This is a genomic window from Nonomuraea zeae, from assembly GCF_005889725.1.
GTDB classification, from domain to species: Bacteria; Actinomycetota; Actinomycetes; order Streptosporangiales; family Streptosporangiaceae; genus Nonomuraea; species Nonomuraea zeae.
The window spans coordinates 1-25,730 of the sequence record NZ_VCKX01000027.1; the positions used below are offsets into that span (position 1 = coordinate 1).

The 25,730-nt window shown below is 73.0% G+C and carries 24 protein-coding genes; 7 read left to right on the forward strand and 17 right to left on the reverse strand.

Annotation, left to right across the window (positions count from 1 at the left end):
- Window positions 1-61: 61 nt before the first annotated feature.
- Window positions 62-652: a 1,2-dihydroxy-3-keto-5-methylthiopentene dioxygenase gene (locus ETD85_RS11645; RefSeq protein ID WP_138689673.1), complete on the reverse strand. Its 591-nt coding sequence runs from the start codon at window positions 650-652 to the stop codon at window positions 62-64.
- 50 nt (window positions 653-702) lie between these two features.
- Between ETD85_RS11645 and ETD85_RS11650 the strand changes: the two genes are divergently transcribed.
- Genes ETD85_RS11650 through mtnK form a run of 4 tightly spaced genes read left to right on the forward strand, consistent with a single transcriptional unit; the run spans window position 703 to window position 5,601 of the window.
- Window positions 703-1,791: a substrate-binding domain-containing protein gene (locus ETD85_RS11650; protein WP_138689674.1), complete on the forward strand. Its 1,089-nt coding sequence runs from the start codon at window positions 703-705 to the stop codon at window positions 1,789-1,791.
- Window positions 1,788-3,398 carry a sugar ABC transporter ATP-binding protein gene (locus ETD85_RS11655; RefSeq protein WP_138689675.1) on the forward strand — a complete coding sequence of 537 codons (1,611 nt, stop codon included), beginning with the start codon at window positions 1,788-1,790 and terminating at the stop codon, window positions 3,396-3,398. The genes ETD85_RS11650 and ETD85_RS11655 overlap by 4 nt, the downstream gene beginning before the upstream one ends.
- Entirely contained in the window at window positions 3,395-4,423 is a 1,029-nt protein-coding gene (locus tag ETD85_RS11660; RefSeq protein ID WP_138689676.1) for an ABC transporter permease, read from the forward strand. Before ETD85_RS11655 ends, ETD85_RS11660 begins: the two co-directional genes overlap by 4 nt.
- A complete protein-coding gene (gene mtnK / locus ETD85_RS11665) occupies window positions 4,420-5,601 on the forward strand; it encodes an S-methyl-5-thioribose kinase (RefSeq protein ID WP_138689677.1) in 1,182 nt (393 codons plus the stop codon). Before ETD85_RS11660 ends, mtnK begins: the two co-directional genes overlap by 4 nt.
- A gap of 96 nt (window positions 5,602-5,697) precedes the next feature.
- Here mtnK and mtnB read toward each other — a convergent pair whose 3' ends face one another.
- The 8 genes from mtnB to ETD85_RS11705 are packed head-to-tail and all read right to left on the reverse strand — an operon-like array spanning window position 5,698 to window position 13,445.
- Window positions 5,698-6,330: a methylthioribulose 1-phosphate dehydratase gene (gene mtnB, locus ETD85_RS11670; protein WP_206058250.1), complete on the reverse strand. Its 633-nt coding sequence runs from the start codon at window positions 6,328-6,330 to the stop codon at window positions 5,698-5,700.
- On the reverse strand, window positions 6,327-6,992 hold the full coding sequence (mtnC, locus tag ETD85_RS11675) for an acireductone synthase (protein ID WP_138689678.1): 666 nt from the start codon (window positions 6,990-6,992) through the stop codon (window positions 6,327-6,329). Before mtnC ends, mtnB begins: the two co-directional genes overlap by 4 nt.
- Entirely contained in the window at window positions 6,989-7,936 is a 948-nt protein-coding gene (locus ETD85_RS11680; RefSeq protein WP_138689679.1) for a nucleoside hydrolase, read from the reverse strand. The genes mtnC and ETD85_RS11680 overlap by 4 nt, the downstream gene beginning before the upstream one ends.
- A complete protein-coding gene (locus tag ETD85_RS11685; RefSeq protein WP_138689680.1) occupies window positions 7,933-8,949 on the reverse strand; it encodes a s-methyl-5-thioribose-1-phosphate isomerase in 1,017 nt (338 codons plus the stop codon). The genes ETD85_RS11680 and ETD85_RS11685 overlap by 4 nt, the downstream gene beginning before the upstream one ends.
- Window positions 8,946-9,818: an ABC transporter permease gene (locus tag ETD85_RS11690; protein ID WP_138689681.1), complete on the reverse strand. Its 873-nt coding sequence runs from the start codon at window positions 9,816-9,818 to the stop codon at window positions 8,946-8,948. Before ETD85_RS11690 ends, ETD85_RS11685 begins: the two co-directional genes overlap by 4 nt.
- Window positions 9,815-10,879: an ABC transporter permease gene (locus tag ETD85_RS11695; RefSeq protein WP_138689682.1), complete on the reverse strand. Its 1,065-nt coding sequence runs from the start codon at window positions 10,877-10,879 to the stop codon at window positions 9,815-9,817. Before ETD85_RS11695 ends, ETD85_RS11690 begins: the two co-directional genes overlap by 4 nt.
- Complete coding sequence (locus ETD85_RS11700; RefSeq protein WP_138689683.1) at window positions 10,876-12,429, reverse strand: ABC transporter ATP-binding protein; 1,554 nt, start codon at window positions 12,427-12,429, stop codon at window positions 10,876-10,878. Before ETD85_RS11700 ends, ETD85_RS11695 begins: the two co-directional genes overlap by 4 nt.
- Window positions 12,426-13,445, reverse strand: a complete 1,020-nt coding sequence (locus tag ETD85_RS11705; protein ID WP_138689684.1) for a BMP family ABC transporter substrate-binding protein — start codon at window positions 13,443-13,445, stop codon at window positions 12,426-12,428. The genes ETD85_RS11700 and ETD85_RS11705 overlap by 4 nt, the downstream gene beginning before the upstream one ends.
- A 169-nt stretch (window positions 13,446-13,614) precedes the next feature.
- Between ETD85_RS11705 and ETD85_RS11710 the strand changes: the two genes are divergently transcribed.
- Together ETD85_RS11710 and ETD85_RS11715 are read left to right on the forward strand one after the other, a co-directional pair.
- The gene (locus tag ETD85_RS11710) at window positions 13,615-14,937 is read left to right on the forward strand and encodes a S28 family serine protease (RefSeq protein ID WP_240779096.1); all 1,323 of its coding nucleotides are present in this window, start codon (window positions 13,615-13,617) and stop codon (window positions 14,935-14,937) included.
- Between the two features lie 284 nt (window positions 14,938-15,221).
- Window positions 15,222-16,016, forward strand: coding sequence for a DUF1838 family protein (locus ETD85_RS11715; RefSeq protein WP_240779097.1), 795 nt, complete (start codon window positions 15,222-15,224; stop codon window positions 16,014-16,016).
- 33 nt (window positions 16,017-16,049) lie between these two features.
- On the opposite strand, the gene ETD85_RS11720 is transcribed toward ETD85_RS11715, so the two are convergent.
- The 7 genes from ETD85_RS11720 to ETD85_RS11750 all read right to left on the reverse strand — a co-directional run bounded on the left by ETD85_RS11720 (window position 16,050) and on the right by ETD85_RS11750 (window position 24,191).
- Entirely contained in the window at window positions 16,050-16,649 is a 600-nt protein-coding gene (locus ETD85_RS11720; RefSeq protein WP_138689686.1) for a GTP-binding protein, read from the reverse strand.
- A complete protein-coding gene (locus ETD85_RS11725) occupies window positions 16,630-17,028 on the reverse strand; it encodes a DUF742 domain-containing protein (RefSeq protein WP_138689687.1) in 399 nt (132 codons plus the stop codon). Before ETD85_RS11725 ends, ETD85_RS11720 begins: the two co-directional genes overlap by 20 nt.
- Window positions 17,025-17,456, reverse strand: a complete 432-nt coding sequence (locus ETD85_RS11730) for a roadblock/LC7 domain-containing protein (RefSeq protein WP_138689732.1) — start codon at window positions 17,454-17,456, stop codon at window positions 17,025-17,027. The genes ETD85_RS11725 and ETD85_RS11730 overlap by 4 nt, the downstream gene beginning before the upstream one ends.
- Window positions 17,456-19,939, reverse strand: coding sequence for a sensor histidine kinase (locus ETD85_RS11735; RefSeq protein WP_240779098.1), 2,484 nt, complete (start codon window positions 19,937-19,939; stop codon window positions 17,456-17,458). Before ETD85_RS11735 ends, ETD85_RS11730 begins: the two co-directional genes overlap by 1 nt.
- A 230-nt stretch (window positions 19,940-20,169) precedes the next feature.
- The gene (locus ETD85_RS11740) at window positions 20,170-21,915 is read right to left on the reverse strand and encodes a glycoside hydrolase family 2 protein (protein ID WP_138689688.1); all 1,746 of its coding nucleotides are present in this window, start codon (window positions 21,913-21,915) and stop codon (window positions 20,170-20,172) included.
- A complete protein-coding gene (locus tag ETD85_RS11745; protein WP_138689689.1) occupies window positions 21,909-23,201 on the reverse strand; it encodes an MFS transporter in 1,293 nt (430 codons plus the stop codon). The genes ETD85_RS11740 and ETD85_RS11745 overlap by 7 nt, the downstream gene beginning before the upstream one ends.
- Window positions 23,202-23,315: 114 nt before the next feature.
- On the reverse strand, window positions 23,316-24,191 hold the full coding sequence (locus ETD85_RS11750; protein ID WP_138689690.1) for an NmrA family NAD(P)-binding protein: 876 nt from the start codon (window positions 24,189-24,191) through the stop codon (window positions 23,316-23,318).
- A gap of 89 nt (window positions 24,192-24,280) precedes the next feature.
- Here ETD85_RS11750 and ETD85_RS11755 point away from each other — a divergent pair, with 89 nt between their 5' ends.
- Window positions 24,281-25,000, forward strand: coding sequence for a TetR/AcrR family transcriptional regulator (locus tag ETD85_RS11755; protein WP_138689691.1), 720 nt, complete (start codon window positions 24,281-24,283; stop codon window positions 24,998-25,000).
- A gap of 27 nt (window positions 25,001-25,027) precedes the next feature.
- Here the strand turns inward: ETD85_RS11755 and ETD85_RS11760 are convergent, their stop codons facing one another.
- Window positions 25,028-25,660, reverse strand: a complete 633-nt coding sequence (locus ETD85_RS11760) for a TetR/AcrR family transcriptional regulator (RefSeq protein WP_206058251.1) — start codon at window positions 25,658-25,660, stop codon at window positions 25,028-25,030.
- Between the last annotated feature and the right edge of the window lie 70 nt (window positions 25,661-25,730).

The following is a 25,730-nucleotide window of genomic DNA, read 5'->3' on the forward strand; positions in this document are numbered from 1 at the left end:
GGGAAACGGCCCGGGGACGGGGAAACGGCGCGGGGACGGGGGAACGGCGTGGCGGCGGTGTTCAGCTTGCCCTGGCCGCGCGCCCCGCCGCGATCGTGTCGAAGTCCGGGATGCGCGCGGCGATGGGGCTGCCGGTGAAGTCGCCGATCCAGCCGTCGTCGTCGTGGAAGAAGCGGATCGCGGTGAAGTCCGGCCGCGTGCCCATGTCGAACCAGTGCGTGGTGTTCTTCGGCACGCTCAGCAGGTCGCCGCCCTCGCACAGCACCGCGTGCACCTTGCCGTCCACGTGCAGGTAGAAGATGCCCGAGCCGGAGACGAAGTAGCGCACCTCGTCGTCGTCGTGGGTGTGCTCCGACAGGAACTTCTGCCGGGCCGCCGCCGCCCGCTCCGGCCAGTCGGCGCTGCCGTCGGGGTGGAGCTGCGCGACGTCCACGAACGTGTAGCCCTCCTCGGCGATGACGCGGTCCACCTGCTCGCGGTAGGCCGCCAGGATCTCCTCCTGGCCCGCGCCCGCCGGCAGGTCCTCGACGACCTGCCAGTGGCGCAGGACGACGTCGATCTCCTTGAGCGTCGCGGCGATCCCGGCGGCGTCCTCGCTCTCCAGGAGGATCTGGGGCTCTTCACTGTCGGTGTACACGGTCAGGTACGTCATGAACGGAAATCCTACTATATGTGTATGAATTGTGGGATATAGTCCGCCCTGTGAAACCCGCACGACTTCTGGGCGTTGTGGCCCTCTTCGTCCTGGCCGGCTGCTCCCAGGGCGCTCCCGCGACGTCAGCGCCATCGCCCGCCGCCTCCTCCGCCCCCACCTCGGCTTCCGCCGCCCCGTCCGCGCCCGTGCCCGCGAAGTTCGCCGGCGGGAACGTGCGGATCTCCCTGGTACGGCAGCTGTCCTCCGGCGACTACTTCGAGCAGTGGCTGGCCGGGGCGCAGGCCGAGGCCAAGGCGCTCAACGTGCGCCTTGAGGTCTCCAGCGGCGACGGCAACAACGACAAGCAGGCGCTCAACCTGGAGCAGGCGGTCACCGCCAAGTCCGACGCGATCATCGTGGACCACGGATTCGCCCAGACCGTGCAGCCCGCCGTCAAGAAGGCGGTGGCGGCGAAGATCCCGCTCGTCGCGTTCGACGTCGACCCCGGGGCCCCCGAGGCCGTGGCCCTGAGCCAGGACGACCACGCGATCGCCGAGCAGGCGCTGGGCGCGCTCAAGGCCGACACGGGCGGCTCCGGCGAGGTCGTCTACGTCTACGTGGCCGGCTTCGCGCCGCTCGACCGGCGCAACGAGACCTGGGAGCAGTTCAAGAAGGACAACCCGGGCATCAAGCAGGTCGCGCAGATCGGCGTGGTCAACAGCTCGACCGCCTCGGCGGTCGCCGACCAGGCCAAGGCGGCGCTCCAGGCCAACCCGGGGGCCAAGGCGATCTTCGCGCCGTACGACGAGTTCGCCAAGGGCGCCGCGCTGGCCGTCAAGGAGCTGGGCCTGGCCGGCAAGGTGAAGATCTACGGCGCGGACGTCTCCACCGCCGACATCGGTGTCATGACCGAGCCGGACAGCCCGTGGGTGGCGACCTCCGCCACCGACCCCGCCAACGTGGGCCGGGTCGCGGTGCGGGCCGCCGCGCTGCTGGTGGCGGGTGAGAGCGTGGACCGCGCGCTCACCGTGCCGCCTTCGCTCATCACCCAGAAGGGCCTGCGGGACGCCGGCATCACCAGTGTCGAGCAGCTCACCCGGGCCTTCCCCGGCCTGACGACCCCCGACGTGGCCCGCGTGCCCTGGACGGCGTCGTGACCTTCGCGGTCACGTCCGTCTCCAAGGTGTACGGGGCCACCAGGGCCCTGTCGTCGGTCACCCTGGAGCTGCGGCCCGGGGAGATCGTCGGGCTCATCGGCACGAACGGGGCGGGCAAGTCCACGCTCATCAAGATCCTGTCCGGGGCGACGGCGCCGACGTCCGGCACGCTGTCGTACGAGGGTCGCCCCCTGGAGTTCGGCGGGCCGCTGGACGCGCAGGCGGCCGGGGTCCAGACCGTGCACCAGAACATCGACGACGGGGTGGTGTTCGGGGCCAGCGTGGCCGAGAACCTGACGCTGGACTCGCTGGCGGCCGGCGGCGCCTGGTTCCTGACCCGGGCGCGGGTACGCGCCGCCGCCACCGCGGTCGCCCCCGACCTGGGCCTGCCGCTGGACGTCCCGGTGGAGAGCCTGTCCGCGAGCGCGCGGCAGCAGCTCCTCATCGCGCGGGCGCTGGCGCGGCGGGCGCGGCTGCTGATCCTCGACGAGCCGACGTCGACGCTGTCGGAGGTGGAGGCGGACGCGCTCGCCGCGCGGGTGCGTGAGGCGGTGGCCCAGGGGGTCTCCGTCCTGTACGTGTCGCATCGGCTGGCGGAGATCGAGACCCTGTGCGACCGGGTGGCGGTGCTGCGGGACGGCGAGCTGGCCGCCACGTTCACCGCGCCGCTGTCCAGGGAGTCGATCGTCGCGGCCATGCTCGGCCCGGTCGCCGCGAGCGGGTACGTGCCCGCCGCCTCCTCGCAGGACGGCGTGCGGGACCCGGAGGGGGCGCAGCCGCCGCAGAGCGCGGGGCCGGTGCCGGACGTGCTGGTCGCCGAGGGGGTGCGTGCCGTGGCCGGCCGGAAGGCGTTCGGGCTGCGGGTGCGCGCGGGTGAGGTGCTGGGCGTGACCGGGCTGGTGGGCGCCGGCAAGACCGAGCTGCTCGAACAGCTCGGCGGGGCCAGGCCGCTGCTGTCGGGGCGGCTGGAGCTCGACGGCGCGCCGTACCGGCCGAAGGACCCGCGCGCGGCGATCGACAGCGGGGTGGCCTTCGCGCCCGAGGAACGGGCCGCGCAGTCCATCGTCCCCGGCTGGTCGGTCCGGGCTCATGTGACGCTGCCGTGGCTGCGGCGGCACAGCCTCCGGTCCGGCCTGCTCGGACGGCGCTCGGAGACCGACGCCGCCCGGCGGGTCATCGAGCTGTTCGGCGTGCGTGGCCCCGGTGACGACGCGCCCATCGAGGCGCTGTCGGGCGGCAACCAGCAGAAGGTCGTGGTCGGGCGGTGGCTGGCCGGCGAGCCGCGGCTGCTGGTGCTCGACGAGCCCTTCCGCGGCGTGGACGTGGCCGCCCGCGCGGACATCGGCCGCGTCGTGCGCGAGCGGGCGAAACAGGCTGCCGTGATCGTCGCCACCTCCGACCCGCAGGAGCTGCGGGGGCTGGCCGATCGCGTGCTGGTCATGCACGAGGGCACCGCCGCCGGCGAGCTGTCGATCGCCGAGGCGACCCCGGAACGCCTGGCCGCCCTGATGTCCGGCACCTCGACCGAGCCGCCCTCGACCGAGCCGCCCTCGACCGAGCCGCCCACCACCCTTCCCGAAGATCAGCAGCACGGAGAGCCCGCATGACCGCCACCACCTCCACCACGGGCCGCGCCGCCCCGCCGGCCAGGACGGCCGGATCGCGGGCGGCCGCCGTCGCCTACCGGTACGGGTTGCTGGGCGTGCTGGCCGCCATGCTCGTCCTGTTCTCCTTCCTGCGCCCGGCCTTCGCCACCTACCCCAACGCCCTGGTCGTCCTGCAGTCCGTCGCCGTGGTCGGAATCGTCGCCCTGGGCGTCACCGTCTCCATGACCACCGGCGGCTTCGATCTCTCGGCCGGCGCCTGCGTCGGCGCCGTCGTCATGGTGACCGCCCTGACGATGGTCCGGTTCAACCTCACCGGCGCCACCGCCGTCGTCGCCGGGCTGCTCACCGGCCTGCTCGTCGCCGCCGTCAACGTGCTGCTCACCGTGGTCGCCAAGGTCCCCGACCTGGTGGCCACGCTCGGCACGCTCTTCCTCTTCCAGGGCCTGGCGCTGATCGTCACGGGCGGCCAGTCGGTCGCCCCCGGCATGACCGTGGACGGCGCACCCGCGCCCGGCCGCTACACCGAGGGGTTCGCCTGGCTCGGCGGCGGCACGATCGCCTCGGTGCCGGTCCCCGTCGTGGTGTTCGCGCTGCTCGCCGCGGCCGTGTACGTCCTGCTCAACCACACCCGCTGGGGCCGCGCCCTGTACGCGATCGGCGGCAACCCCGAGGCCGCCCGCCTGGCGGGCATCCGGGTGGCCCGCTACCGGGCGCTGGCCTACGCCGTGTCCGGGGTGTGCGCGGCCGTGGCCGGGATCCTGCTGTCGGCCCGGCTCGGCAGGGGGGACGTGGGCGCGGGGGACCCGTACCTGCTGCAGTCGGTGGCCGCGGCGCTGATCGGGTTCGCGGTGCTCGGCGCCAACCGCCCCAACGCGCTCGGGACCGTGGTCGGCGCGCTGTTCATCGGCGTCATGATCAACGGCCTGACCATGCTGAACGCCCCCTACTACGCCCAGACGTTCGTCCAGGGCGCGCTGCTGGTCGGCGCGCTCGTGACCAGTTACACGCTCAGGAGGATCAGGTGAGCTACGAGCTCCTCACGGTGGACACCGTGGCCGGCTACGTCGCGGCCCGGCCCGCGCTCGAACGCTTCGGCGCGGTCTCGCACGTGCGGGAGGTGGGAGACGGCAACCTCAACCTGGTGTTCGTGGCCGCGGCCGAGCACGGCGGGCTGGTGCTCAAGCAGGCGCTCCCGTACGTCCGGGTGGACCCCACCTGGCCCATCACCCCGGAACGCAACGGCATCGAGGGCCGCGCGCTGCGCGTGCACAACCGGGTCGCCCCCGGCCTGGTGCCGGAGCTCTACGACACCGACCCCGACCGGCACGTCATCGCCATCGAGGACCTGTCGGACCACCGGGTGTGGCGCGGCACGCTCAACGAGGCGCAGCGGCACGAGGGCGCCGCCGCCGACATGGGGCGCTACGTCGCGAAGGTGGCGTTCGGGACCTCGGTGTTCGGCCTCGGGGCCAAGGGGCACAAGGCGGCGCTGGCCACGGCCGCCAACCCGGAGCTGTGCGAGATCACCGAGGACCTGGTCTTCACCGAGCCGTACATCACCCACGAGCACAACCGGATCCTGCCCGCCAACGAGGCCGACGTGGCGGCGTACGCGGGCGACCCGGACGTCCGCGCCGCCGTCGGCGCGGCCAAGCTGGCGTTCATGACGCACGCCGAGGCGCTGATCCACGGCGACCTGCACACCGGCTCGGTGCTGGTGCGCGACGAGCCCCGCTCGGCCAGGGCGTTCGACGCCGAGTTCGCCTTCTACGGGCCGATCGGCTTCGACATCGGCGCGTTGTGGGGCAACTACGTGCTGGCCGCGGCCCGCGCCGTCGTCCAGGGCGACGCCGCGCACGCCGCGTGGGTGCTGGCCCAGGCGGGGGAGACCTGGCAGGGGTTCGCCGACGAGTTCACCGAGCTGTGGCCGGGCCGTGCCGACCCGCGCGTCATCGGACTCGACCGCTGCCTGGCCGGGGTGTACGCCGACGCCGCGCCGTTCGCGGCGGCCAAGGCGGCCCGGCGGGTGATCGGCTTCTCCCGGGTCAGCGACATCGAGTCCCTGCCCGAGGAGCAGCGCGTCCGCGCCATCCGCGCCGTGCTGGCCGCGGCCCGGCTGCTGCTCGTCGACCCGGGCTCGAACGTCGAGCCGAAGCCGCTGTTCGAGCGGGTGGGCCAGGTGCTGGCCGAGACGGCCGCCTGAGCACGGCCGGGAGGGCGGCAGGTCCTCCCGGCCGTGCCGGGACGGCCGCCTGACCGCGGCCGGGAGGGCGGCAGGTCCTCCCGGCCGGTTTGCGCGTCAGGCCGTGGCCAGCGCGTACGCCAGCAGCCACTCCACGCACTCGGTGACGTGGCGGGCGTGCTTGAGATCCGTGCCCCACGCGTACAGGCCGTGCCCGGCCACGATGACGGCGGGCGTGCGCGGGTCGTAGGCGGACTCGAACCAGTCGCCCAGCTCGCCCATGTCCTGGCTGTTGCGGATGACCGGGATCGTCACCTCGTCGTCGTGGGCCAGCCGGCCGATGCCCTTGAGCGTCTCCACGTCACGCAGCAGCACCCCGCCCGGCCAGCGATGCCCGGCCACCACCGCGTTGAGCGCGTGGACGTGCACGACCGCGTCCGCGCCCGTCAGGGCCGCCACCCGGGCGTGCAGCCCGGCCTCGGCGGAGGGCCGCAGCGGCGTCACGCCCTCCACCGCGACCGATTCGCCCACCGGGCCCACCACGGCCACGTCGGTGGGCAGCAGCTCGCCCTTGTCCAGGCCGCTGGCCGTCACGGCCAGCCGCAGCGGCTCCCGGGAGACGACCTCCGAGATGTTGCCCGAGGTGCCGCGCATCCAGCCGATGCCGGTGAAGCGGGCCGCCTCGACCGCCAGCCGGGCACCGGCCGCGTGCACCTGCTCGGCGGCCAGCATGGTCTCGACCCCGCTCATGGGCGGACCTCCTCGAAAGTCGCGATGACGGGATGGGGGCCGAACGGCGCGGCCGCGCTCGGCTCGCCCGGCCTGCGCACTCCCGTGGTGCGCCAGCCGGCCGCCGCCGCGGCGTCCAGCTCGGCCGGGACGTCGGACAGGAACAGCAGCCCGGCCGGGTCGCCGAGCGTCCCGGCGATCCGCTCGTACGCGGCCGGCTCCCGCTTGGGGCCCGCGTTGACGGTGTCGAACCAGTGGCCGACCAGCGCCGACAGGTCGCCGTCGGCCGCGTGGGCGAACCACGGCCGCTGGCTGGCCACCGAGCCGGAGGAGAACACCGCCAGCCGGTGCCCGGCCGCGTGCCAGGCGCGCAGCGCGGGCGGCACGTCGGGGAAGAAGTGGGCGGTCAGCTCGCCGGCGGCGAAGCCCTCCGCCCAGATCCGGCCCTGCAGCGTCTTCAGCGGGGTGGCCTTGACGTCGCCGTCCATCCAGCCGTGCAGCACGCGCACGGCCGCGCCGGTGTCGTCCGCGCCGATCTCGGCCAGCACCTCACGGACCACGGGGTCGTCGCGGTGGGCGTCGATGTGCGGGCCGAGCCGGGGGCGGGCGTAGGCGTACAGGCCGACGTGGACGGACTCCGTCGAGCTGGTGGTGCCCTCGATGTCGAGCACGATCGTGGTCATCGGGTCAGCACCGCCACGAAGTCGGTCACGAACCTGCGGGCGTCCACGGCGGTGATCACCCGCGTGGGAGGCGCGGGGTCGTACGCGAAGGCGGGCGGCAGGCCGTCGTGCGTGCGCATCAGCCTGGCCCGCCACAGGAAGCCGTCACCGCGCACGTTGACCGGGCCGTCCGTCCACGCCGTGGCGAACGTGCGGTCCAGCAGCACGCCGGCCGCGAGCGGGTCGTGCAGGGGGATGATCCGGCGGCCCCACTCGTTCTGGTAGAAGTCCAGGTACGCGTCCAGGATCTCGACCGCGAAGCGGGCCACGGGCGTGCGGGTGGCGCGCAGGGCGGCGATGTCGTGCTCGTCCAGGATCGTGCCCGCCGTCACGTTCACGCCGACCATGACCAGCTCGCGGCGCGGCGCGGCGAACACCGCGCGGGCCGCCTCCGGGTCGTTGTTGACGTTGGCGTCGATCATCAGCAGCGTGCCGGGCGGGGCGTAGGGGCCCGAGCCGCCCATGAGCACCACCGAGCGGTATTTCGTGAACAGCTCGGGGTCGATGCGCAGGGCCAGCGCCAGGTTGGTGAGCGGGCCCAGCGCCAGCAGGTCCAGCTCGCCCGGCTGCTCGTCGGCCAGCCGGACCAGCAGCTCGGGGCCGGACTCCGCGCTCACCCGGGGCAGCGGCCGGTCGCGGCCGAGATCGCCCAGGCCGTCCTTGCCGTGCACGTACCCGGCGATGTGGGCCGGGCCCCGCAGCGGCTCCGCGGCGCCCCTGGCCACCGGCACGTCCAGGCCGAGCAGGCCGTTGACGTAGCCGATGTTGCGGGTGGCGTCCTCCTCGGAGCAGTTGCCGTACACCGAGGTGATCGCGACGATCTCGGCGTCGGGCCGGCCGGCCAGGTACAGCAGGGTATGGGCGTCGTCGATGCCGGTGTCGGTGTCGACCACCACGCGTCTCACAGACTCTCCTTCACTCGGTCGGGCTGGTGGACGCCGCGCTCGGTCACGATGCGGGTCACCAGATGGGGTGGGGTCACGTCGAAGACCGGGTAGTAGCCGGTCACTCCGTCCGCGGCGGTGCGGCGGCCGAGCGCGTACAGCACCTCGTCACCGTCGCGCCGCTCGATCACGACGTCCTGGGCGGTGGGCGCCTGCGGGTCGGGCGCGTCCACCAGGGCGTAGAACGGGACGCCGAACGCGCCGGCGGCGAGCGCGACGCCGAGCGTGCCGACCTTGTTGATCACGTGGCCGTCCAGCGTCACGCGGTCGGCGGCGGTCAGCGCGACGTCGGCGAGGCCGTCGGACAGCGCGGCGGCCACCATGCCGTCGGTGATGAGCGTCGGCCGGTAGCCCATCTCGACCAGCGTGGCCGCGGTCAGCCGGGCGCCCTGCAGGTACGGCCGCGTCTCGGTGCAGACGAACTCCAGCCGCTTGCCGGCCCGCTGAGCCGCCCGCACGGTGCCGATGAGGTACGCGTCGGCCCAGCAGTGCGTGAGCACCCGGGCGCCGTCGGGGAGCAGGGAGGCGGCGTGCTCGCCCAGCGCGTCGCTGCGCGCCCAGTAGGCGGCGTCATGCGCCCGCGCCGCCCGCTCCACGGCCGCGACCAGCGCGTCCCCGGCGAGGGCGCCGTCCTCCTGCGCGGCGGCGAGCTCCGCGAGGACGGCGTGCACCGCGTCCCTGATGTGGTTGTTCGTCGGCCGGGTCGCGACCAGCCGCGCGCCCACGGCCCGCAGCCGGGCCGCCGCCTCCGCCGGCGGGTCGTGCCTGGCCTCGCGGGCTCCCAGCACCATCCCGGCCGTGGCCGCGAACAGCGGCCCCGAGCTCTGCGTCACCATCCGCTCGATGGCCACCGCGACGTCCTCGCTCGTGGCGCAGCGCACCCATCGCACCTCGAACGGGTACACGCGGCGGTCGAGTATCTCGACCGCGTCCCCGGCGAACCGCACGGAGTCAGCCAGCGCAGGGCCGTTCATACCGTCGTCTCCTTTCTGCGCGCCGCCGCCACCACGACGAGGGCGAGCAGCGTGATCACGTACGGGGCCGCGTCGGCGGCCTGCTGCGGGAGTCCGAGCCCCTGCAGCCGGAACCCGAGCGCCTCCGCGGCCCCGAACAACAGGCAGGCCCCCAGGCCCAGCCACGGCCGCGCGCCGGCGAGCATGACCGCGACCACGGCCACCCAGCCGCGTCCCGCGCTCATCCCCTCGCTGAACAGCGTCACGTTGCCCAGCGCGAGCTGCGCCCCGCCGAGCCCGCACAGCGCGCCCGCGCCCAGCACCGCCGCGTGCCGGTAGGCGGGCACGCGCAGCCCGATCGCCTCGGCGGCCTCGGCGTGCTGCCCGATGCCGCGCAGCCGCAGCCCGGAGCGGGTCCGCCCGAGCCACCACGCCGCCGCCGCGACCAGCAGGAACGCGATCGGCACCAGCGGCGACTGCGGCCCGAGCACCGGCACGTCCAGCCCGAGCGCGGCCAGCGTCGGCAGGCCCGCCAGCTCGGGCGAGCTGAACGTGCCGCCGCTGCCGAAGATCTGCCTCATGAGGAACGCGGTCAGGCCGAGCGCCAGCAGGTTCGTGCCGACGGCCACCACGACCGGGTCCGCGCGCAGGCTCACCGCCGGGACCGACAGCAGCAGGGCGTACACGGTGGTGCAGAGCACCGCGCCCGCCACGCCGAGCCACGCGCTGCCCGTCAGGTGGCTGAACAGCACCGCCGTGAACGCGCCCCACAGGAGCTGGCCCTCCAGGGCCATGTTGAACACGCCGGAGACCGAGCACAGCAGCCCGCCCAGGGCCGCCAGCACGACGGGCGCGGTGGCGGTGAGCACCGCGGCCAGGAACGCGTTCATGCGCGCCTCCTCGCCCGCAGCGTCCTCGTGACGGTGGTCACCGCGACGAACACGATGATCAGGCCCTGCACGATCTGGGTGAGCTGGCTCGGCACGCCCGCCTCCCGCTCCATGCCCTGGCCGCCGGCCTGCAGGATCGTCAGCAACGCCACCGCGGCCGGGATCGCCGGCGGGCGTCCGGCGGCCAGCAGCACGGCCGCGATCGCGGTGAAGGTGTAGCCGGGGGCGGTCAGCGCGCCGTCCACGAACCGGTACGGGGCGCCCAGCACGATCAGCCCGCCCACCAGGCCGGCGAACGCGCCGCCCGCAGCCAGGGTCACGGCCGCCAGCCGGTTGACGCGGACGCCGCCGTACCGGGCGAACTCCCGGTTCGCGCCGAGCGCGCGGATCTCGTACCCGGGGACGGTGCGGGCGTCGGCCAGCAGCCACAGCACCGTCAGGACGGCGACCAGCGGCAGCGCGATCGTCACGTACGTGCTCGACCCCAGCGCGGGCAGGTGGGCCGCGTCCGGCAGGAGCGGCGTCTGCGCCAGCCCGGTGCCGCGCTCGGCCAGCGGGAAGCGGGCCAGGTAGGAGGCCAGGGACACGGCGGGGGCGCTGAGCAGCAGCGTGCTGACGATGGCGGGGATGCCGAGCCTGGTGTGCAGCGGCGCGGACACGCCTGCCAGCAGCGCCCCCGCCAGCGCCGCCCCGATCAGCGGCAGCACGAACGAGCCCCCGGCGTGCAGGGCCAGCGCGGCGGCGGCGATGCCGCCCAGCGCGAGCTGGCCGTCGCCGCCCAGGTTGAACTCGCCCGCCCGCAGCGGGATCGCGAACGCCACGGCCATGCCGAGGGTGGGCACGTAGGCGGCGAGGGTGTACTCCAGGTTGCCGTCCATGAGCGCGCCCCGGACCAGCGCGGGGTAGGCGAGGAACGGGTCCACCCCGACGGCGAGCATGACGAGCGTGGTGAGCAGGAGCGCCCCGGCCACGGCCACGACGGACGGCGACCACACGACCCGCCGCCACCGGCTCTCCAGCGCCGCCCCGGGCTCCGGGGCCGTCTCGGTGCGCGGCGTCATCCGAGTGCCTCCCCGGATGGCTCCGCTGCGCGGGCGGCGTCCTTGCCCGTCATGGCGGCGCCGACGCGTTCGTCGGTGGCCTCCGCGACCGGCAGCTCCGCGACCAGGCGGCCCTCGAACATCACCAGCAGCCGGTCCGACAGGGCGCGCAGCTCGGACAGCTCGCTCGACTGCAGCAGCACCGCCCGCCCGGCGGCGCGCGCCCCGGACAGCAGGGCGTGGATCTGCTCCTGCGCGCCCACGTCCACCCCCTGGGTCGGCTCCTCCACCACCAGCACCGGCGTGTCCCTGGACAGCTCCCTGGCCAGTACGGCCTTCTGCGCGTTGCCGCCGGACAGGTGGGCGATGGGCGTCCGCACGGACGCGGCCCTGATCGAGAACCGCTCGACCAGCTCGGCGGCCCGCCGCCGGACCGCTCCCGGGCTCAGCGCGAAGCCGCGCTGATCGCCCATGAGCAGGTTGTCGGCGAGCGACATGCCGGGCGCGGTCGCCCGCCCGGCGCGGTCACCCGGCACGTAGGCCACCCTGGGCTCCCTGCCGCCCCCGGCGGGCTCGCCGTCCAGCAGCACGGTGCCGGATCCGGCGCGCCGCAGCCCGGTCACGACGTCCACCAGCTCGCGCTGCCCGCTTCCCGCGACGCCCGCGATGCCGACGATCTCGCCGCCGCGCACCCCGAACGACACCCCGGCCACCGCCGGCACGCCGTCCCGGTCGCGGACGTGCAGGTCACGCACTTCGAGCAGGTACGGCCCAGCGGCCGGCCCGCCGACGGGGGCGTGACCCGGCGTGGCCCCCGGCGGTGAGAGGCTCGGCGGGGCCGTACGGAGCGAGCGGCCGATCATGGTGCGGACCAGCTCGTCCGCCGACGTGTCGGCCGTGGCGAAGCGTCCCGTCACCCGTCCGCCGCGCAGCACCGTGACCCGGTCGCCCGCCGCCAGGACCTCGTCCAGCTTGTGCGTGACCAGCAGCACCGACACGCCCTCGCCCGCCAGCTCCCGCACCATCCTGAACAATCCCTCGGCCTCGCCGGGGGTGAGGACGGCGGTGGGCTCGTCCAGGATCAGCACCTCGGCCCGCCGGTAGAGCGCCTTGAGGATCTCGACCCGCTGCCGCGTCCCCACCGGCAGGTCACCGACCCGCGCGTCCGGATCGACCGCGAGCCCGTACCTCTGGGCCAGGGAGACGACCGCGTGCCGGGCGGCGCTCCGGTCGAGCGCGCCGCGCCGCACCGGCTCGGCCCCGATGACCACGTTCTCGGCCACGCTCAGCCCGGGGAACAGCCGGAAGCGCTGATGCACCATCCCGAGCCCGTGCGCGACGGCGTCCGCGGGGGAGCGCAGCCGCACCCGCGTCCCTGCCCGCAGCACGTGCCCGGCGTCCGGCCGGTGCAGGCCGTACAGGACGGACATGAGCGTGGACTTGCCCGCCCCGTTCTCGCCGACGACGGCGTGGATCTCGCCGCGCTCCACGGTCAGGGAGACGTCGTCGTTGGCGAGCACGCCGCCGAAGCGCTTGGTGATGCCGACCAGCTCGACGGCGGGCGTACTCATCCGGCCAGCGGGTCGGCGACCGTCACGCGTCCCGCCACGATGTCGTCGCGGACCTGCTTGACCTTGGCGACCACCTCGGGGCTGGCGGCCACGGTGCAGCCGGAGGAGGCCAGGTCGTCGGCGAGCGCGTTGACGCCGACGCCGCCCTCCTTCAGCCCGTACACCTTCACGCCGCCCGCCTTGCCCGCGGCGATGTCCTTGAGCGCGGCGCTCTCGGCCACGTCGACGTGCTTGAGCACGTTGTCGATGACGGTGCCGGCGCTCTGGGCGCACTGGTTGACGTCCACGCCGAACGCCTTGGCGCCCGCGGCGGCGGCCGCCTCGAAGACGCCCTGGTTGCCGCCGGACGCGGCCGCGGCCACGATGTCGGCGCCCTGTCCCGTGAGCGTCTGGGCCTGCGACTTGGCCCGCGCCGGGTCGCTGAAGGGGTTGTTGCCGCCCACGTAGAGGGGCGTGCCGATGGCCTCGGGGTTGACGGACTTGGCCCCGGCGAAGAACGGGTCGATCCAGCGGTGCACGAACGGCGAGTCGATCGCGGCCACCACGCCCAGCTTGCCGCTCTTGGACAGCAGCCCGGCCTCCACCCCGGCCAGGTAGGCGGCCTCGTGCTCCTTGAAGGACACGCAGGTGAGGTTGGCCGCCTGGTCCTTGGCGCAGGAGTCGACCTGGAGGAACTGCTGCTGGGGCTGCTGCTTCGGCACGGTGGCGAACAGGTCGTCGAAGGAGAAGCTGACGCCGACGATCACGGTGGGCTTGGCGCGTACGGCGGCGTCGAGGTTCTGGGCGATGCTCGTCGGGTCCTTGCTCTCGTAGAGCTTGAACGAGGCGCCGATCTCCTTGGCCGCCGCTTCCGCGCCCTTGACGCTGAGCTGCAGGAAGCTGTTCGTCCCCACGGGGTTGGGCGTGATGAGGATGACGGACTTGCCGGGGGAGGCGGCCGGCTGGGCGTTCGCGCCGCAGGCGGTCAGCGCGAGTGCGGTGACCAGGGCAGCAGCCGGTAGGGAGATGGTGCGCATGCCGATGAGCGTAACATGCACATCAAGTAGGAAATGTCGGACTTGTGGGTATTTGAGAGCCGTCTAGGTCGGGAGACGTTCGCGTATAAAGAGTAGACAGAAGCGCATTGGTCATCTCAGGCAGCGCTCCTACGGTAGTCGCAGTACGCCGAAACAAGGGAGCAGTGAGATGAGGGACGTCATGAAGCAGGCGCTGGCCGTGCTGCTCGTCCTGGTCGTGTCCCTGGCCGGGCCGGTCCCGGCGGCCAGGGCGGGCACCGCCGACATCCTCGACCGGCTCAAGGCGATCCCCGGCATGAGCGCCGAGGAGCGGCCTTCGACCATCGCCGGGCAGCGGTGGTTCTGGCTGAGATACCGCCAGCCGATCGACCATCGCGATCCCGGGCAGGGGTGGTTCGAGCAGCGGGTCATGCTGCAGCACCGCTCGCTCGACCGGCCCATGGTCTTCCACCTGACCGGGCACAGCGTGTGGGAGACCATGTTCGAGTCGGAGCCGGCCAAGCTCCTGACCGCCAACCAGCTGTCGATGGAATACCGCTACTACCCGGGGTCCAGGCCGGTGCCTGCCGACTGGACGAAGGACACGCTCTGGCAGGGCGCCAACGACCAGCACCGCCTCGTCGTCGCGCTCAAGGGGATCTACCGGCGCAAGTGGATCGGGACCGGCGGCAGCAAGGGCGGGCAGGCGTCCGTCGTGCACCGGCGCTACTTCCCCGGTGACGTGGCGGGCACGGTCGCGTACGTGGCCCCGAACAACGTCGACGACGCCGACGACAGCGCCTACGACCGCTTCTTCGAGACCGTGGGCAGCGACCCGTCCTGCCGCGTCCACGTCAGGGCGCTGCAACGGGAGATCCTGGAGCGGCGCCCCGCCATGCTGCGGCTCCTGGCGGCCGAGGCGGCGGCGAAGGGGTGGACGTTCGGCCTCGTGGGGGACATCGACCGGGCGTTCGAGCACTCGGTGATGGAGTACCAGACGGGATTCTGGTCCTACAACCGCGAGTCGGAGTGCGCGAGCCTGCCGCCGCTGGACGCGCCGGACGAGGTGCTCTACCAGAGCTTCGACCGGGTCCTCGGGTTCAGGTTCTTCACCGACCAGGCGCTGGAGCCGTTCGTGTCCGTCTTCTACCAGGCGGGGACGGAGACCGGCTGGCCGACGCCGTCGTTCCCGCACCTGCGCCCGCTGCTGCGGTACGAGGACAGCTACCAGCCGAGGGCGTACGTGCCGCGCGACCTGCCGATGACGCTGGACCAGAGCGTGCTGCGCGACGTCGACAGGTGGGTGCGGGCCCAGGGCAGCCGGCTCATGTTCGTCAACGGGGGCAACGACCCGGTGACCGCCGAGCCGTACCGGCTCGGGCCGGGCAGCCGCGACTCGGCCGTCTACACCGCCCCCGGCGTCCACCACGTCTTCCTGGGCGACGTGATCGCCGAGCTGCCGCCGCAGCAGAGAGACAGGGCGATCGCCGATCTGCGGCGCTGGGCCCGATAGGGCGGCCGGAGCGAGGCGGCCGGGTGGACAACTCTTCGCGCGGCATGATCACAATATGGCGCTGTTCGCTCCCCCCTTCTCGGCACGAAAGGCCGAACGTGATCAGAAAAGCTGTTACAGGGCTGCTGGCTCCGATCGCCATACTTCTCAGCACCGGCATTCCCAGCGCGCAGGCGCACGACAAGTCCGTAGGCTCCACAAATCCCGGGCCGGTCTACGAAACGGTGACCGACAAGAGCGGGAAACTGTCCTTACAGACGTTCGGGCGCCCGGACGGAAAGGACATGGTGTTCCGGATCTCCGGGTCGGTCTACGCGAACATCGAGGGCAACAGCCTGGATCCGGCGATGCGGCACGGCCAGAAACTGTTCAACATCGAGGGCTACAACATCCGGCGGCTGTACCGGGTCCCCGACACCAACCAGCTCTACCAGCTCTCCCGGGAGATCGTCTTCTACACCGACCCGGCCGACCCGCAGCGCATCCTGCGCGAATGGAGGAACCCGATCGACGGCAAGACGTACCCGGTCGTCCCCATCAACAACGACACGGTCAACTTCGGCCCGTTCACGATCACCCCCTCCTACGCCGGCCCGCCGATGCGGCAGTTGCACGACGAGACGGTGTGGACCAGCGACATCGGCGTGCGCACCAACTTCGGCACCACGCTCGGCGAGCGGTTCGGCCTGGCCGGCGGCGTGTACGCCGCGCAGGAGATGTTCGACTTCTCCGTCGACCGGCGCGAGGTGGCGGCCCGTACCAAGCCGGGCGTCCCGGCCGGTGCGATGAAGACGAAGATCAGCTGGGCACGGACCAGCCCGTGGGCGCCGTTCATGTGCCTGGCGGAGACCGACGTGCGCGGCCAGCTCACCTACCACGCCCGCAGCTGGTCGCTCGGCTCCTACGCGCAGATCGAGCCGTGGCTGCGGGCCGAGGTCGAGGCGAAGCACCCGCTCTACAAGGCCGCCCCCGGCGCGCCGGGGCCGAGCGAGAGCTCCTGGACGTCCTTCCACAACAAGCAGCTCGGCAAGGGCGCCACGACGTGGGCGGGATGGTGCGCCGCCAACGGCCGCGCCTGAACGACGCGACCGCCGGTCGGTGACCGCGGTGGATCAGGGCACGGGGTGCGGTGTGGTGCGGGTCTGGGCGGCCATCAGATGGTCGATGAGAGCCAGCAGCACATCGCGCCCCTGCCTCCGGTCCCGGGCGTCGCAGAGCAGCAGCGGCACCTGCGGATCGAGATCGAGGGCCTTGCGGATCTCCTCCTGGGTCCGGTCCCGGACGCCATGGAAGCAGTTGACTCCGACGACGAAGGGGATCCCGCGGCTCTCGAAGAAGTCGATGGACGCGAAGCTCACCTCCAGCCGGCGGGTGTCGACCAGGACGACCGCGCCCAGCGCCCCGTTGACGAGGTCGTTCCACATGAACCAGAAGCGTTCCTGCCCGGGGGTGCCGAACAGGTAGAGCACGAGGTGGCTGGCGATGGTGATGCGGCCGAAGTCCAGCGCGACGGTGGTGGTGGACTTGCCGCTCACGCCGTCCAGATCGTCAACGCCGACGCTGGCATGGGACAGGTACTCCTCCGTGCGCAGCGGGGCGACCTCGCTGACCGCGCCGACCATGGTCGTCTTCCCGACGCCGAACCCACCGGCGATCAGGATCTTCACGGCCAGGGGAGCATCGATCCCGTGGTCAGAGTTCACGTAACCCATCCCTCACCGCTTCAAGAATCGCTATGTCAGGAAGACCGCTTGCCTGCGCGAAAGCCATCGGCGGCCGGGCCCGCAGCTGGCCCGATTCGAGTAGGTCGCCGATGAGAATCTTGGCCACCGAGACCGGGAGGTCCAGCCCGGAGGCGATCTCGGCCACCGCCAGGGGCCGCCGGCACAGCACCAGGATGGTCCGGTGCTCCGGCTGGAGCCTGCGCTGGCCGCGTCCCGGCTCCGGGTCGGCCCCGGACACCGCGGACATCACAGTGATCAGCGTGAGGTCGTCCCGCTCCGGAGCGGTTCGTCCGCCGGTGATCGTATAAGGACGGACAAGGGGCTCGTCGCCGTCATCGGCGGCGAAGCCCTCCGTCCAGTGTTTCATCCGTGGCCTCCGACGTCACGAGCTCGCGGGGTACGTGAGTCGGTGCCGAGCTTCTGCCCGACCTGCTGGATCAGGGTGTGCATCGCCACGCTCATGAGCTCGGCGTCGACCTCCTGGGAGGCGAGCACGGCCAGATGCGTGCCCCGGCCGGCGGCGGTGATGAACAGCCACAGATCGGCCATCTCGATGATGACCTGGTGGACCGGCCCGCCGCTGAAGAGCTGACCGACACCGCGGGCCAGGCTCTGCTGGCCGGTGGCGATCGCGGCCAGGCGTTCGGCGTCCGCGCGTTCGATGGTCCGCGACCGGCTGATCACCAGGCCGTCGTCGGACAGCACGACGGCGTGCCGGGTACCCGCGACCTGATTGACCAGGCCGTCCAGCAGCCAGTCCAGGTCTATGTTGGTGGCGGTGGTGCGCTGCGTCATCATCGATCTTCCGTCGTGGGGGGAGTGGGCTCGGGTGATCCGTTCGGCCGGGTCTGTGAGGCGTCCTCACCGGTGCGGCGCTTGCGGGACTGCCTTTGGAAGGCGCCGATCGTGGCGCTGGATCGGCTGGGCTGGTCGCGTGCGGTCCAGTCCTCCTGGTCGCCGCGGTCGTCCGGGTCCGCGGGGACTTTGAGCTCGTCGGCCAGGCTGGCCTGGCGCACCCGCTGGGGCAGCGGCCGCCGGCCGGACGGCACCGGCGCGCCGGCCCGATCCGGCGACCCCGCGTCCGCGGCCCGACCTGGTGATCCCGCGTCCGCGGTGATGGAGGCCATCGCGCGTCCTCTGGCGCGGGTCGGCAACGTGCCGTCCCCTCCGGCCGGGCGGAGATCGCCGGCATCCGCCGGCGGCCGGGCGCGTACGGCGGCGGCCTCCTGCCGGACCTCCTCGGAGCGCGCGGCCCGCTCGGGCGCGGCGGCCGGCGGGCGGTCCACGACCAGCGACTCCGGCAGGAGCACGATGACCCGGGTGCCGCCGAAGGCCGACGAGCGCAGCTCGACCTGCAGGCCCAGGCTCGCCGACAGCCGGCCGACCACGTACAGGCCGAGGCGCACGTCGTCGGCGTGGGTCATCACATCCAGCTGCGGCGGCGCCTGCAGCAGGGCGTTGACGGCGGCGTACTCCTCGGGCTCCATGCCCAGGCCGCGGTCCTCGATCTCCACGGCGACGCCCCGGCTGACCGGTGCGGCCCGCACCTCGACAGGGGTCAGCGGCTTGGAGAAGGTGGTGGCGTTCTCCATCAGCTCCGCCAGGACGTGGATCAGCGGTCCCACCGCGCGCTCGGCCATCCAGGGCTCGCCCTCGACGTCGATCGAGATCCGGCGGTAGTCCTGGACCTCGCTCTGCGCGGCGCGCAGGACGTCCAGCAGCCGCACCGGCTTGCGCCAGCGGCGCTGCGGCTGCCCGCCGCCGAGGATCACCAGGTTCTCCTCGTAGCGGCGCAGGCGGGCGGTGAGGTGGTCGAGGTCGAACAGCCCCTCCAGCACTTCGGGGTTCTCGTGCCTGCGCTCCAGCTCGTCCAGCTTCTTCAGCTGCAGGCCGATGAGGATCTGGGTCCGGCGCGCGATGCGCTGGAGCATGCGCTGGAAGCCGCGGTGCTGCTCGGCCTGCCGCACCGCGGTGAGGACGGCGCTGCGGCGGGCCAGGTTGAGTGCCTGCCCGAGCTCGCCGAGCTCGTCCCCGGTGGGCTGGATCATGCGGACCTCCGCGTCCGCGTCGACTTCCTCGCCGCGCTGCAGCCGGGCGACCACGTCGGGCAGCCGCTCCTGGAGCTCCTGGGCGTCCTGGCGCAGGCTCAGGATGCGCCGCCGCAGAACGGCGGTCAGACGCCAGCTCGTGAGGACCACCAGGGCCAGAGCGAGCAGGCCCACGATGGAGATGCTGAGGAAGACCGTGAAGATCATGTCGGCGTGGCCGTAGCCGATCGTGCGGACATGCTCGAACCGGAGGTTGAGCAGCTCGCGCAGCCGCGCGGTGACCGTCTCCGCCGAGGAGCGCCAGGCGGCGCCGTCGTCGCGGAGCCTGACCTGATCGCCCGTGGAGCCGGCCGCGGCGAGGGTCAGCCGGCCTTCCACCTCGGTCATGGTCCGCCACGCCTGGCTGTCGGTCAGCTTCGCGTACCGGGTCTCCTCGCCCTTGAGCGTGGGCAGCACCCGGGCGTGCATGAGGTGATTCCTGGCGCCGATGGCTTCGGTGGCGAGGCCGTACTCGGTCCTCGTCAGGCGCCGGTCCTCCCAGCCGTGGGCCAGGACGGCGTCCTCGCGGCCGACCATGTCGATGATCCAGAAAAGGTCGACCAAGGTCTGCGCCTCGGTGTTGAGCTGACCCTCGTCGGCGTTGCTGAGGGCGGTCAGCACGCCGAGGTCCGATTCGAGGAGGCCGCTGTAGTAGTCGAACGCCTGCTGGGCGCTGGACCAGCCCGCGTCCACCGCCCGGCGCTGCTGGTCGAGGAGGCCGAGGCCGCGTACGGTGCTGGAGACGGCATCGGCGAGCCCCTCCTGCGCGGCGGCGCCGGCCAGGGTGGTCAGGGGCCGGAAGGCGCTCACGGCCTTGTCGGTCGCCGCGCGCTGCCCGGCGAGCTTGTCGCGGGCGGCCTCCCCGGGTCCGGCCTGCACCTGCGCGGTGAGCCGGCGCTCCTGATCGAGGGCGAAGAACAGGCCGGCCGCGGGTCTGCCCACCGTCGTGGTGGCCAGCTCCATGTGGGCCTTCTCCGCCTGCCACTGCGTGAACAGCTGGTTCATGCCGGAGGCCAGCAGCGGGGTGAACGTCACGCTCGGAACGATCACGACGATGAGCAGCACGGTGCGTAACCGCAGCCGGCGGGCGCCGGCGGGTCCCCGCGGCTCGTCGCTGACCGTCTCCTCGGGCTCGCTCTCGTCGTTCAGGGCCCTCGTCCGTCGTCGCCTGCCCCTGTCCCATCCAGCCACGTGCAGGACACTCCTCGCCGGTCGGTGAACCCCATGACGAAAGATCGCCACACAGGCGATCGGTGCCCGATCGTAGCCATACGGCAGTTGCGCCGAAAGCCCCTGTTGCGCCGGTCCGGCTCGGCCCTGGCCGCTCCGGCCGGGCCGTCAGCGCGCTGAGCTGCAGCCCGTACGATTTCCCCGGGTTCGGGCGCTGCCCGGCAACCCGGAAAAGGTCGCCGGGGCCCTCGTCACGCGATCGGCTCACCCGGTGGGTTCAGGCGCAGCAGGGCGTTCACCGCGCGGATGCGCTCCTCGGGGAGTTTGAGCACCTGGCGGTCGTAGGTGAGCAGGCCGTTCAGCTCGTCCTCGACGTCCGAGAGCTGGGTGTAGACGGTCGCGCTCAGGCCGGCCGCGATGGCCGGGGCGATCTCCTCGGCGTGCAGGCGGGCGAACGCCTCGCCGAGCGCGGCGGCGGTGTCGTAGCGGCGGTAGCCGAAGGCGGCGTCGCCGAAGGTGTGGCCGCCGACGCGCAGGCCGTACCCGCCGTACTCGGACAGGACCAGGACGCGGGCGTCGCGGCGGCGCGGGGCACGGAAGCGGCGGAAGTACACGTGCAGGCTCCTCATGTCGCCCGCGCCCTGGTCGTGCCATCCGCTGGCGTGGTCGACGCTCCTGGTCGGGTCGAACGCGGCCACCTCGGCGGCGATCCGCGCCGCGTCGAACTGCCCCCAGCCTTCGTTGAACGGCACCCAGACGGCGATGCTCACCACGTTGCGCAGGTGCTCGATGCTCTCGCGCAGCTCCGACTCGAAGTGCCGCCTGCCCTCGGCGTCGCCGCGTCCGAACCACCGGTGCAGCCGGTCGGGCAGCCGCAGCGGGACGAGCGCGGGCGCGGTCACGACCAGCGGGTGGTGGCGGCCGCCGCCGTTGACGATGTCCTGCCAGACGATCATGCCGAGGCGGTCGCAGTGGTAGTACCAGCGCATGGGCTCGATCTTGATGTGCTTGCGCAGCATGGTGAAGCCGAGCCGCTTCATCGTGGCGATGTCGTACACCATCGCCTCGTCCGACGGCGGCGTGTACAGGCCGTCGGGCCAGTAGCCCTGGTCCAGGATGCCGGCGTGGAAGTAGGGGGCGCCGTTCAGCAGCAACCGGGGGACGCCGGACGCGTCCGCCCCCACCGAGAAGGACCGCATGCCGAAGTACCCGTCCACCCGGTCCTCGCCGAGCCGCACGGTCACGTCGTACAGGAACGGGTCTTCCGGGCTCCACAACCGCGCGCCGGGGACGGGCAGGCGGGCCGGGCTGCCGGCCTGGACCGTGGCGGTGGCGACGATCTCACCGTCCGCGCGGATCTCGACGCCGGCCTCGCCGGCCCCGGAGGAGTGCACCGTGACCTCGACGCACGCGTCGCCGGGCAGCGGGGTCAGCGTCAGCCGGGCCACGTACGGCTCGGGCACGCACTCCAGCCACACCGTCTGCCAGATGCCCGACTGGGCGGTGTACCAGATGCCGCCGCGCCGGAGCTTCTGCTTGCCCCGCGCGTGCCACCCGGTGTCGGACGGGTCGCGCACCGCCACGACCAGCTCGTTCTCGCCGTCGCGCAGGGCCTCGCCCAGGTCGCAGGTGAAGGGCAGGTAGCCGCCGGTGTGGGTGCCGACCTCGACCCCGTTGAGCAGCACCCGGCAGCTCTGGTCGACCGCGCCGAAATGCAGCAGCGGCCGGCCGGTCAGGAAGCCGGGCGGCGGGGTGAGCGTGCGCCGGTACCAGAGCGTCTCGCCGGGCTGGAGCTGCCGGTTCACACCGGACAAGGGTGACTCGGGGGAGAACGGCACGACGATCTCGCCATCGTAGGCGGCCGGCGCCTCGCCCGCCGTGATGGCGTACTCCCAACGGCCGTTGAGGTTGAGATAGCTGTCGCGGACGAGCTGCGGCCGGGGGTACTCGGGCAGGACGGCGTCGGGGTCGAGGCTCGCGCCCCAGCGGGTCAGCACGCGGCCTCCCTCCTCTTGAGCGCTCGTACGGGCACCGCGATCAGCAGCAGCACCGCCGCGGCCGCCAGGAAGATCGCCGGGGTGGGCACCTGCTTGAGCACGCCCAGCTCCTCGTAGTGCTCACCCGCGCCGCCGATCACCAGAGCCCCCAGGTACGGCCCGACCACCATGGGGACGAGGATCGCGAACACCATCCGCAGCCCCTGGACGTGCGCGGCCCGGTCCGGCGGCGAGTAGTCGCGGACCAGCGCCCCGATGGGGGCCAGCACGAGCATGAATCCGGACATCATCACCAGCCCGGCGACGATCACCGCCGTGGTGTCACGGACCACCCACATGAGCAGCAGCCCGATGGCGTACACCGCGATGGCGGGAGGCAGGAAACGGATCTTGCCGATCCGGTCGACGAACCGCCCGCCTGACACGCTGACCAGGGAGGCGCCGGTCAGTACCACGGCCAGGACGAGCGCGTACGCCTCGATCCGCAGGTAGCGCTGGATGTAGATGATCAGGTACGGCAGGAACACCTGCGTGGAGATGCCCCAGATCGCCCATGCGGACAGGGCGAGATACAGGCGCGGGTTCGCGCGCATCACCGAAGGCCGTAACCCGTGGACGACCGAGCCGAGGTAACCGGCCTCCTGCCGGGTCAGGCCGGGCGTGTCGCGTACCAGGAACCAGGAGGCGATCCCGGCCGCCACGGTGACCGCGCCGACGATCAGGAAGAACAGCTGCCAGTCGCCGGCCCGGGTCAGCCCGTCCAGACCGCCGAAGACGGCCAGCATCGACACCAGCGGCATGATCGCCAGCACCGACTCGACCCGTCCCCGGTTGTCCGGGCGGGTCACGTCGGTCACCCATGCCTGGAACGCCGCGTCGTTGGCCGAGGAGCCCAGGAACGACATCAGGCAGTCCAGGGCGATCACGATGGTCACCGCCACCAGCACCGCGCTCGCGGCGGGCGCGACGCCGGCCGGCGCGTCCACGCTGACCAGCCCGAACGCGGCCGTGCAGAGCCCCCAGAGCACGTACCCGCCGGACACGAAGGCCCGGCGGCGGCCCAGCCGGTCCGACAGCGCCCCGACCAGCAGGGTCGCCAGCGTCGCCGCCAGCGCGCTCAGGGCCACCATGGTGGCGATCGCGCCCGGATCGTCGGTGATCGTGTCGTAGACGAACACGTTGAGGTACATGTTCTCGATCGTCCAGGCGACCTGTCCGACGAAGCCCAGGAGGATCAGCGCCGTCCAGCGCCGTGAGCCTAAGGGGTGAGCCACTGCCGTTGTCACCCGCGCGAGCCTACAACGTGAGGATCACTCATAGTAAGTCCCGAATGTCCGGGATGACCTGGCCGAACCGATGAAGCGGGCCTGCCGCCGGACGGGGAGGCGGGTCCCGGCTTCCTAGGCCGGCGTGCGCGAAGCGGTGACGGCCTCGTGGAGGACCGAGCGGACCGGGGTGGCGGCCCGCCCGAGCAGGCTCTCCAGGGTGGATCCGGTGGTGGCGAACTCGCCGCGCCGGGACGCGTGGAACATGCCGAGCAGCAGGCCGGCCCGGCTCTCCGGCATGCCGTGGGCGACCAGCCGGGCGGTCCATTCGTCGTCGTCGATGACGACGCGGTGGACGGTGCGCCCGGTGAGGTCGCTCAGCAGGCCGGCGACGTCCTTGAGGTCGAGGGCGTCCGGCGCGGTCAGCGGCGGGGTCGCGCCGTCGAACCGGCCCTCCTCGGCGAGGACGATCGCGGCCGCTTCGGCGAGGTCGGCGTGCGCGGTCCACGACACGGGCCCGTCGGCCGGCGCGCGCAGCTCACCGGTCTCGAATGCCTGGCCGAGCAGGTGCGGGACGGTGGCGGCGTAGAAGCCGTTGCGCAGCGCGGTGAACGGTGTGCCGGTCCCGCCCAGATACCGCTCGGTGGCGGCGTGGTCGGGCATGGGTGCGAAGAGCGAATCGGCGCCGGCGGCCTGGTGGCTGGTGTACAGGACGCGCCGCGCGCCGGCGTCGCGAGCGGCGTCGATCGCCGCCGTGTGCTGGGCGACCGCGTCCGCGCCGGTGTCGCCGGCCGAGACGATGAGCACCTGCGTGGCGCCCTCGAACGCCTCGGCGAGGGTGCCGGGGTCGGTGTAGTCGCCGCGGCGTACGCGCACGCCGCGGGCGGCGAGCCCGGCGGCCCGGCCGGTGTCGCGGACGCTGACGCCCACGCGGTCCGCAGGGACGCGCTGGAGCAGCTGCTGGACGATCCGGGAGCCGAGCTGCCCGGTGGCGCCGGTGATGATGATCATGGTCTGCCGCCTTCTTTGTTATCGGTGGAACGGATTTCACGATATCACTGGAAACACCATTGATAACGCCGAGGCGTTATCGTTGGAACATGGGGGACGCCAGACCCGACGACGCCGGCAGGGGCGAGACGCGGGCGAATCTCGTGAAGGTGGCGGCGCGGCTCCTGCACGAGCAGGGGCCCGCCGCCGTCACCACCCGTGCCGTCGCCCAGGCGGCCGGTGTGCAGGCTCCGACGATCTACCGGTTGTTCGGGGACAAGGACGGGCTGCTCGACGCCGTCGCCGAGCACGTACTCGCCGCCTACGTGGCCGGGAAGGCGTCCGCTGCCGACGACGGCGACCCGGTGGCGGACCTGCGGGCCGGCTGGGACACGCACATCGGCTTCGGTCTCGCCAACGCGGCGCTGTTCGGCCTGCTCACCGACCCCGGACGCGGCGGCCGGTCACCGGCCACGGCCGCCGGGCTGGAGGTCCTGCGAGCCAGGGTGCATCGGGTCGCGGCGACCGGACGGCTCCGCGTCACCGAGCGCCGTGCCGTCGAGCTCATCCACGCCGCCGGCACCGGCGTCGTGCTCACCCTGCTCGCCACCCCGCCCGAGGACCAGGATCCCGGCCTCGCGGACGCGATGTACGACGCGGTGATGCGGGCCGTCCTGATCGACGCGCCCCCGTCCGTGCCCGCGCCTGGGGATGACGGCACGACCGCGGCCGCCGTCGCCTTCCGTACCGTCGTCCCGAAGCTCCCCGCGCTCACCGACGCCGAGCGCGGGCTCATGTCCGAGTGGCTGGAACGGGCCACCGGCGGCTGACCGGGCGCGCGGCCCGGTGGTGCGAGGTCAGCGGCGTGGGGCGGCGAGGGGGAGGAGGACGTGGTCGACGATGGCGGCGACGTCGGCTTTGGTCACATGTCCCTTGTCCATCGACTCGGCCAGCACCATGCGCGGGCCGACCGACGCGACCAGCGGCGTGACGGAGGCGGGATCGGCCTCGCCCCGATCGGCGGCGGCGCGCAGGCAGCCGACCAGGATGTCCCTGTGCGGGATGAAGACCAGCTCGCGGATCGCGCCGGCCAGCTCCGGCGGGCGGCCCCGGCCGGTCATCAGCGGGATGAGGGCTTGGCCGCGAGGCTCGTCGAGGACCTGCGCGAGCGCCTCCAGCAGGGCCAGGAGATCCCCGCGGAGCGTGCCGGTGTCGGGGGCGCAGGGGTCGCCGAAGCCCTCGACCGGATCGTTCAAGGCCGCCAGCAGCAGCTCGGAGGGGGTTGACCAGCGCCGGTAGAGGACCGACTTGCCGGTCTCCGCACGCGGGGCGAGCTTGTCGAAGGCCAGGGCGTCGAACCCGTCGCGAGCCAGCTCTTCGAAGGCGGCCCGGTAGATCGCCCGGTTGAGCGCCGTCCCCCGCCTGCGGGTGGCCTTCCCGGGGCGCGTGGCAGGCGCGTCGCCGGCCGGGGCGGTGGGACGTGTAACCACTCTCCGTTTATAGCCGACGCCGGCACGGGCCCGATCGCGGCCTCGGCACCCGGCGGATAGCATCCGAATA